This is a genomic window from Candidatus Cardinium hertigii (genome assembly GCF_003788695.1).
On record NZ_RARA01000002.1, the window covers coordinates 2,709 to 3,991 of the forward strand.

General features: G+C 34.7%; 1 protein-coding gene. It reads left to right on the forward strand.

Annotation, left to right across the window (positions count from 1 at the left end; genetic code table 11):
- Positions 1 to 398 (forward strand): HD domain-containing protein (locus tag EDM02_RS05845; RefSeq protein WP_338140438.1); only part of this gene is annotated, 398 nt, incomplete at its 5' end.
- Positions 399 to 1,283: the final 885 nt, after the last annotated feature.

Below are 1,283 nucleotides of genomic sequence, written 5' to 3' on the forward strand. Positions count from 1 at the left end.
TTTATGCCTCCCTGCTCTATGACCTAGTACGTTATACCCGTTTACCTCTTTCTTATATTAAGGCCAATTATAATCTGGGTATTTTTTGTTTTGTAGAAAATGTGTTAAACATAGACCAACACCAAGAAATGGCGAAATCTTTACTCTATGTTACCAATCGTTTTAAAGAAGCCATCAACCAAGATCACCTTTCCGTATTGTATATCAAATTGGCAGAACGCCTTTATGACCTACGCCATGCTGAAGGCTATACCAAGTTAGAAGAAGTTAAGTATATGGCTAAAGAAACCCTTACCGTAGATATTGAATTGGCTAAGAATTATTTGGAGCCGGAGATCGCAGCAGATCTAGAAATCGCCGCTAGGAAGGCACTGGAAATTTGTAAGGAAAAAGTGTAATGGCTAACATATTTCTTTTGCTGCTACCTATGCTTAGATCTATATATTATAAAATTATGGTTGTAAAAATCAATTAAAAACAATTCAGTCCCCTCAACCCCTTGCTTATCCTGAGTAAGTGATTACTGATTTTTTATCTCTTAAGCAAAGGGTATCCGTTCAGTCATGTGGCTTATACATATCCGTGTTCGTACCAATTAGAAATAGCGCAATAATACTAGATCGTAAAAAATGCGCCTTGAACAAAGCTGTGATTAGAAAATTTCAGTCTGAAAGGTAGTAGAAAATCAACCTGTTTGAGCCCAAGGCTGCAAGCCTGGGCGAGTTTTGATTTTCAGCTTGCAGACTGAAATTTTCAACAGCTTTTTTCACCAGCGCTTGATTTTTTTTGGCTACTTTTTTTGATCAAGCAAAAAAAGTAGCTTTAAAATTCACATATTTGTTCAAGGCGCATTTTTTACGATCTAGTATTATTGCGCTATTTCTAGATACGAAAGTGAACAAATACACCAAAGGACTTTTCTCTAATGATAACGCTGTTGGTAATAGCTTATAGTTTATGGTTAACTATTTATATATGGCAAAAATATGGATTATGCCCATATAAAATGGGTATAAAGCTAGGGTCCATTACCATATAAAATTTGAATAGAACAGCAGAACCTATCAAAAAGTTTGCATATATAAGAAAATAAATTTAGGGTTGTTTTTGTTTTATATCATTTGTAAATTTACGTCCGATAGCTGCATGGCTTTTTATGTTTTACTTATATTATAATTTTGAAATTACTTAATCTGCTTTTTTAGCCCTATGTNTGAAAAGCTGGCTATGTTCCGTTTCGGGATTCAGCGTACTTGGGGTCCCCAGATGTATGCATATACATC